The sequence below is a fragment of the Paraburkholderia sp. CNPSo 3274 genome (assembly GCF_024206475.1).
GTDB lineage: Bacteria > Pseudomonadota > Gammaproteobacteria > Burkholderiales > Burkholderiaceae > Paraburkholderia.
Map to the genome: position 1 here is coordinate 21,742 of NZ_JAMBPR010000088.1, position 6,673 is coordinate 28,414.

The following is a 6,673-nucleotide window of genomic DNA, read 5'->3' on the forward strand; positions in this document are numbered from 1 at the left end:
GTCGCAGCACCCGCGCGCCGCGTGACTTCCGCACGCGTTGTGCGTTGGCGCCAGGAGCGGCGCCGGACGCGGCGCCGCGAACAGCCTGGGGTTTCATCGGTTCAGCTTCCGGATCCGCTCGGACGGCGTGATGATGTCGGTGAGGCGAATGCCGAACTTGTCGTTCACGACCACCACTTCACCCTGGGCGATGAGGCAGCCGTTCACGAGCACGTCCATCGGCTCGCCGGCCATGCCGTCGAGTTCCACGACCGAGCCCTGCGCGAGTTGCAGCAGGTTGCGGATGGCGATCTTGGTGCGGCCCAGCTCCACGGTCATCTGGACGGGAATGTCCAGAATCATGTCGATGTCGTTGGCCGTCTTCGTCGAATCGACTTTCGAAAGCGGCTGGAACACGGCCGCCGGTTGCACGGCGGGCACTTCGTTGCTGTTCTGCTCGGCAAGCGCACTCGCCCAGTCGTCCAGGGACGAGTCGCCGCCTGCGTCCTGCGCGGCGACGTCCATAGCCGGGTCAAGCACCGGCTCGTCTGCGCTCGTGCCGTTGATGTCACTCATATCCACCTTCCTTCATCGTGTCGGCTGCGCTGATCATCTTCTGGACCCGCAACGCGTATTGACCATTGAAAATTCCGTAGCCGCACTCCATCACGGGCACGCCGTCCACCTTGGCGGTGATGTGCTCCGCGATGTTCATGGACAGCACGTCGCCCTTCTTCATGTTCAGGATCTGCTCGAACGTGACGGGCACCTGCGCGAGATCGGCCGTGAGCTCGACTTCGGCGGCCTGCACCTGCTGCGAGAGCACGCGCACCCAGCGGCGGTCCACGTCGAGCACTTCGCCTTGCAGCGGCGAGGCGAGCACGTCGCGGATCGGCTCGATCATCGAGTAGGGCATGCAGATGTGCAGCGTGCCGCCCGTCGGCCCGAATTCGATCGAGAACTGCGTGACGATCACGATCTCATTGGGTGTGGCAACGTTTGCGAACTGCGTATGCATTTCAGAGCGCACGTATTCGAACTGCAGCGGCCGCACGCTCTTCCAGGCGCTCGTGTAGTGCTCGAACACGAGATTGAGCAGCTTGCCGATGATGCGCTGCTCGGTCTGTGTGAAGTCGCGGCCTTCCACTCGGGTGTGAAAGCGCCCGTCGCCGCCGAACAGGTTGTCCACGACGAAGAACACGAGGTTCGGGTCGAACACGAACAGCGACGTGCCGCGCAGCGGCTTTACGTGCACGAGGTTCAGGTTCGTCGGGATCGGCAGGTTGCGGGTGAACTCGCTGTACTTCTGCACGCGCACCGGACCGACCGAGATTTCGGCGGTGCGGCGCATGAAATTGAAGATGCCGACGCGCAACAGGCGCGCAAAGCGCTCGTTGATGATTTCGAGGCCAGGCATCCGGCCGCGAACGATACGTTCCTGCGTCGCGATGTTGTAGGGCCGTACGCCCTGCTTTTCGGAGCCGCCCGAATCGGAATCGACTTCGCCGGTGACGCCTTTGAGGAGGGCATCGACCTCCTCCTGGGACATGAACTCGTCGTGACCCATCGTCATGATGACTGGCCCTCCATCGCGGGAATCATGTCAGTCACGCTCACTGGACGACGAATTCGGTGAACAGCACGTCTTCGACGTGCGTCGGCTTCTCGTTCGCGCCCGAAGGCTGCGAGATCAGCACGGCGAGCTCGGTGGCGAGCGCACGCTTGCCGTCGAGCGGCGCGAGGTCGGACGGATGCTTGTTCGAGAGCGCGAGCAACAGGCGGCTGCGGATCTCGGGCATGCGCGCGACGAGCGCGTCCTGGGTGGCCTGGCTGTCGAGCTTGAGCGTGAGGCCGATGCGCAGATAGTGCGACTCGCCGTCGTCGGACTGCAGGTTGACGGTCATCGGCTCGAGCGCGTAGTACACGGGCAGGGCCGGCGGCGCGGCGGCCGGTGTGGCCGGCGCGCTCGCCGCGTGGCGCGACATGAAGAACCACGTCGCGCCGCCCGCCGCGGCGGCGGCGAGGATCGCAATGAGCGCGATGACGATAATGCGCTTCATCGGTCCGGGTTTCGCGCTCTGGGGCGCGGCTTGCTGGGATGCGGTGGTGGTCGCCATGTCGAAAAGTCAGCCTGGATGCTTGCGAGGGTCCGGGGCACCGACCAGATGGTCAGTCCGGGCATGCTGCATTGTTCCGGCTTTTGCCTTTCAGCGATGGGAGGAATAGACGGGGGAATTCCGGCTATCTCGTGGTTTTGTTGCGCGCCGCCGTAAGGCGGGCGCGCGGGGCGCGATGTCAGCGCAAGCAGCCGCTGGGCGCGGCTGCGTTGCCCTAACGAGCCGGGCAGTTCAGGCAGTGTGTGGGGAAAGGGTCAGGCGAACGTGTCGATCAGGCCGACGGAGCGCTGCGTGACGCTCGCGGCGGCGCTGCTCGTGTCGTCCGCGGCGTCCGCCGCGCTTAGCGTGCTGCCCGAGCCCGAACCAGAACCGCCGGAGCGGCCCGAACCGTTGCCGTCCTGCTGCGCCTGCTGGTTCATCTGCCGCGAGAAGCCGTCGCTCACGCTCGCGCTGCCAAGGCCGATGCCGTTTTGCTCCATGGCCTCGCGCAGCTTCGGCAGGGCCGCTTCGACGGCTTCGCGCACCTGCTGGTGCTGCGAGACGAAGAGGGCGTGCGCGTGGGTGTCCGAGACTTGCAGGACGACCTGGAGCGGTCCGAGATCCTTCGGATTGAGCGTGAGCTCTGCCGACTGCTGGTGCGCGTTCGAGAGGAACACGACCTTCTGGCTGAGCGCGTCTTCCCAGTCGTTCGTGCCGACCTGCGGCGCGATCGACGCGGAGGCGGCGGCCGCGGCCGCCGGGTTCGCGGTTGCGCTGACCGCCTGAGCGGCCTGGGCCTGCGCGGCCGTCGCGGCGGCGACCGCTGCGGCCTGGGTCGCGGCGAGCGCGTCGGTCGTGGCGGTGCTCGCCGTGGCGTCGGTCTGCGTGGCGGCGCCTGCCTGCTGCTGCGCCGCTGCCGTGAGCGCGTCGGTTGCGGCCTTCGCGGCGTCGGAGGCGGGTGTCGTGGCGCCCTTGGCCGCGTCGGCACTCGCGCCGCTGCTCGCGGCCGTGCTGAACGCCTTGCTTTGGGCGGTCGCGCTCAAATGCGAGGCGAAGCTGCTGACGATGTTCGAGCCTGAGCCCGTGCTGGCCGTGGTTGCGCTACTCGCCGACGTGCCGGCCGCGCCGGCTGTGTTCGTCACATGTGTGGTGAGCGCACCCGCGCCGCCGCGCAACTGCGCGAGCGCGGCTTGCAGGGCGTCGTGCACCGATTTCGTGTTGGCGCTCGCGACGCTGCCCGTGGCCGTGCCGTCGCCTGCCGCGCCGGTGGCTGCCGTGGCGGCCGCTGCTGCAGCGGCGGACGCGACGCCTGCGAGCGTGCTGTCGCTGCTCGTCTGGCTGCCGTCGGCGTTCGCGGTGGTGCTCGTGTCGTCCTGGGTCTGCTGGCCCTGTTGTGCCTGCTGCGCCTGCTGGGCCTGAGCCGCGGCGGCTTGCGCGCCCGCGTCGGTGGCCTGTTTTTGCTGGGTGCGCGCGGCGGCGGCGCGGCGATCGGCGCTCGACGTGCCCTGCGAGCCCTGGCTCGAGTTCGAACTTGGCGTCTGCGACGCACTGCTGCTGTTGCTGTTGCTGCTGCTCTGCGAGGCGCTGCTGCTCGACGCGTGCGAGCTCGACTGCGCGGACGCATTCGACTGCGCGCTTTGCGCCGCCTGAGCGTTCTGGCTGGCCTGCGCGCTTTGCGCGTTCATCTGCTGTTGCAGCGTCTGCGCGAAACCCTGGCTGGCGGCATCCGCCTGGCTGATGGAGTTCGACGCGGAGTTCGACACGGCGTTCGATGCGGAATTGCCCGTCACTGCGTCGGCGGCGGCGCCGAGCAGCGAGGAGACGGTAGAGAGGAGCGACATGCTGGCGGCCTCGAAAACGTGTTACGGATGTTGCGACGTTCGCATGCGCAGCACGCGGGCGGCGTGCTCGTCGGCGTCGCGCTGTTCGCGGCGGGCGTCCTTGCGGGCCTGCACATCGTCGTGGCGCGTTTGCAGGACCTCGTACGAGCCGAGCTTCTGCTTGCTGCGCTGCCACTCGGGCTTGGCGGCCTCCACGCGCGCGGTGGCCTGCTCGAGCAGACGCCGCTGCTGTTCGATCGCCGCGTCGAGCGTGTCGATGAACGCCTGGAAGTTGCGCACGTTGCCCGCGGCCATGCCGCTGCGCGCCGATTCGGTGAAACGCGTGTGGTACTCGTCGCGGTAGGTGATGAGCGCCTCGAGCTGCTTTTCGACCTCGCCGCGCTCGCGCTGCACGCGGCCGAGCTTTTGGGTGGCGGCGTCGACGTCGTCTTGCGCGAGGCCGATCAAGGTTTGCAGCGCGGTTTGTTTCGTCATGTCCTGGCTCCAATCAGCTGGCCGAGCATCTCGACGCTCTGATCATAGTTCGCGGTTTCGCGAAAACCCTGCTGAAGAAAGGCCTCGATGCGCGGATACAGCGCGATCGCGCGGTCGAGCACGGCGTCGCGCCCGCTTACGTACGCACCCACGTTGATGAGGTCGCGGTTGCGCTGGTAGCGCGAAAGCATCTGCTTGAGCGCGCGCGTCTGGTTCAGATGCTGGTCGTCGATCAGCGCGGTCATCGCGCGGCTGATCGAGGCTTCGATGTCGATGGCCGGATAGTGCCCCGCTTCGGCGAGCGCGCGAGAGAGCACGATATGGCCGTCGAGAATCGCGCGCGCCGAGTCGGCGATCGGGTCCTGCTGGTCGTCGCCTTCGGTGAGCACGGTGTAGAACGCCGTGATCGAGCCGCCGCCCTCGGGGCCATTGCCGGTGCGCTCGACGAGCGCCGGCAGCTTGGCGAACACCGAAGGCGGATAGCCCTTGGTCGCGGGCGGCTCGCCGATGGCAAGCGCGATCTCGCGCTGCGCCATCGCATAGCGCGTGAGCGAGTCCATGAGCAGCAGCACGTGCTTGCCCTGGTCGCGGAAATATTCGGCCAGCGACGTGGTGTACGCGGCGGCCTGCAAGCGCAGCAGCGGCGAAACGTCGGCGGGTGCGGCCACGACGACCGAGCGCGCGAGGCCGTCAACGCCCAGGATCTGCTCGATGAATTCCTTCACTTCGCGGCCCCGCTCGCCGATCAGGCCGATCACGATGACCTCCGCGCTGGTCGCGCGCGCCATCGTCCCGAGCAGCACCGATTTACCGACGCCCGAGCCCGCGAAGAGGCCCATGCGCTGGCCGCGCCCGACCGTGAGCAGCGAGTTGATCGCGCGCACGCCCACGTCGAGCACCTTGTGGATCGGCTCGCGGTTCAGCGGATTGATGACGGGCGCCGTGAGCGGCGCGTCGGCTTCGGTGTTCAACGGGCCCAGGCCGTCGAGCGGGCGGCCCGAAGCATCGACCACGCGGCCGAGCATGCCCCAGCCCACCGGCAGGCGCTTCGCGCCTGCCTTCGGGTCGGCGATCGGCGCGGTTTCCAGCGGCCAGACGCGCGCGCCGGGCAGCAGGCCCGCGACTTCGGTCGTCGGCATCAGAAAGAGTTTGTCGCCGCCGAAGCCGACCACTTCCGCTTCGGCCATCGGCAGCGAGCTGCCCGGCGGCAGTTCGATCATCACCTCGGCGCCCACGGCGAGGCGCAGCCCCACGGCTTCGAGCACGAGGCCCGCCGCGCGCGTGAGCCGCCCGCAGCCGCGCAGCGGCAGCGCGAGCGCATTGCGCTCGCGCACGCCGCGCAGTTGCGCGTTCCACGTGGTCAGGAACGGGTTGGCCGGGTCGTAGTTCGCCGGCGGCACGTAGGGCGCGGGCGGGACTTCGGCCTCGACCGGCGCGCCGTGATCCGTCAGGCCTGGTGGCGCATCGGCCGTGTCCGCGGCAAGTGCCGCGTCGATCGCGTCAATGGCACCCCGTTCGCGTGCCTCGCGCTTGACCGGAATGTCGAGGTCGCCCACGAGCAGCGCGCCAAGCTGTGCGGGGTCGCTCGCGAGCGGGCCGAACGAGGCGAGCGCGAGTTCCTGCTCGAGCGGCGTGAGACCGCCCGTGTGGATGGCCTGATGGCTCGGCGGCTGGGGGTGGTTCACCATGGCCGCGCCTTGCCAAGCGCGGCCGTCACGCGCTCCCAGCGCGTGCGGATGCTGGCGTCGGTTTCGCCCGTCGCGGCTTGCGCGCGGCAGCCGCCGCGCTCGATCGTCGGGTCGGTGCGCACGCTCCAGCCACGCGTCTGAAGGTCGTCCATCAGATAAGCCTCGACGATCGGCAGATCGGCAGGGCTCACCACGAGCTGCGGGGAACCGGCGAGTTGCGGCTCGGCCACGAGCACTTCGCGCGCGACCGCGACGAGCGCCGTCGGGTCGTGCTGAACGTGCTGGCGCACGACCTGCTGCGCGATGTCGAGCGCGAGCTCCACGAGCGTCTCCGCCACACCGGCTTGCGCCGTTTCGAGCGCATCGCTAAAGCGCCGCGCCAGCAGCGCGAGCTGCATGGCCTGCGCGCGCGCTTCGGCCTGCCCTTGCTCGAAACCCTGCTTGCGGCCCTGTTCGTGCCCGGCCTGGTAGCCGAGCGCCTGGCCCGCCACATGGCCCGATTTGAGCCCCTCCTGATGGGCCGTGTCGCGCAGGCGCAGCAGCTCCGCCTCGAACGCGGCGGTCTCGTCGGGCGTGGGCGGCGGCGGCGGGGGAG

7 protein-coding genes are annotated in these 6,673 nt (G+C 68.8%); all 7 read right to left on the reverse strand.

Annotation, left to right across the window (positions count from 1 at the left end; genetic code table 11):
- Nucleotides 1–93: 93 nt before the first annotated feature.
- Complete coding sequence (fliN, locus tag M3I54_RS37625) at nucleotides 94–555, reverse strand: flagellar motor switch protein FliN (protein ID WP_254344900.1); 462 nt, start codon at nucleotides 553–555, stop codon at nucleotides 94–96.
- Nucleotides 548–1,546: a flagellar motor switch protein FliM gene (fliM, locus tag M3I54_RS37630; RefSeq protein ID WP_254344918.1), complete on the reverse strand. Its 999-nt coding sequence runs from the start codon at nucleotides 1,544–1,546 to the stop codon at nucleotides 548–550. Before fliM ends, fliN begins: the two co-directional genes overlap by 8 nt.
- A gap of 46 nt (nucleotides 1,547–1,592) precedes the next feature.
- Nucleotides 1,593–2,096 (reverse strand): flagellar basal body-associated protein FliL, encoded by a 504-nt coding sequence (gene fliL, locus M3I54_RS37635; RefSeq protein WP_254344902.1) that lies wholly within the window; start codon nucleotides 2,094–2,096, stop codon nucleotides 1,593–1,595.
- Between the two features lie 254 nt (nucleotides 2,097–2,350).
- Nucleotides 2,351–3,916 (reverse strand): flagellar hook-length control protein FliK, encoded by a 1,566-nt coding sequence (locus tag M3I54_RS37640; RefSeq protein WP_254344904.1) that lies wholly within the window; start codon nucleotides 3,914–3,916, stop codon nucleotides 2,351–2,353.
- A gap of 21 nt (nucleotides 3,917–3,937) precedes the next feature.
- Nucleotides 3,938–4,390 (reverse strand): flagellar export protein FliJ, encoded by a 453-nt coding sequence (fliJ, locus tag M3I54_RS37645; protein WP_254344906.1) that lies wholly within the window; start codon nucleotides 4,388–4,390, stop codon nucleotides 3,938–3,940.
- Nucleotides 4,387–6,078, reverse strand: a complete 1,692-nt coding sequence (gene fliI, locus M3I54_RS37650; protein ID WP_254344908.1) for a flagellar protein export ATPase FliI — start codon at nucleotides 6,076–6,078, stop codon at nucleotides 4,387–4,389. The genes fliJ and fliI overlap by 4 nt, the downstream gene beginning before the upstream one ends.
- Nucleotides 6,072–6,673 (reverse strand): flagellar assembly protein FliH (fliH, locus tag M3I54_RS37655; RefSeq protein WP_254344910.1); only part of this gene is annotated, 602 nt, incomplete at its 5' end. The genes fliI and fliH, both read right to left, overlap by 7 nt.

Coding starts and splice junctions, on each gene's coding strand:
- fliN (WP_254344900.1), bottom strand. CDS start 555: ATGAGTGACATCAACGGCACGAGCGCAGACGAGCCGGTGCTTGACCCG.
- fliM (WP_254344918.1), bottom strand. CDS start 1,546: ATGGGTCACGACGAGTTCATGTCCCAGGAGGAGGTCGATGCCCTCCTC.
- fliL (WP_254344902.1), bottom strand. CDS start 2,096: ATGGCGACCACCACCGCATCCCAGCAAGCCGCGCCCCAGAGCGCGAAA.
- M3I54_RS37640 (WP_254344904.1), bottom strand. CDS start 3,916: ATGTCGCTCCTCTCTACCGTCTCCTCGCTGCTCGGCGCCGCCGCCGAC.
- fliJ (WP_254344906.1), bottom strand. CDS start 4,390: ATGACGAAACAAACCGCGCTGCAAACCTTGATCGGCCTCGCGCAAGAC.
- fliI (WP_254344908.1), bottom strand. CDS start 6,078: ATGGTGAACCACCCCCAGCCGCCGAGCCATCAGGCCATCCACACGGGC.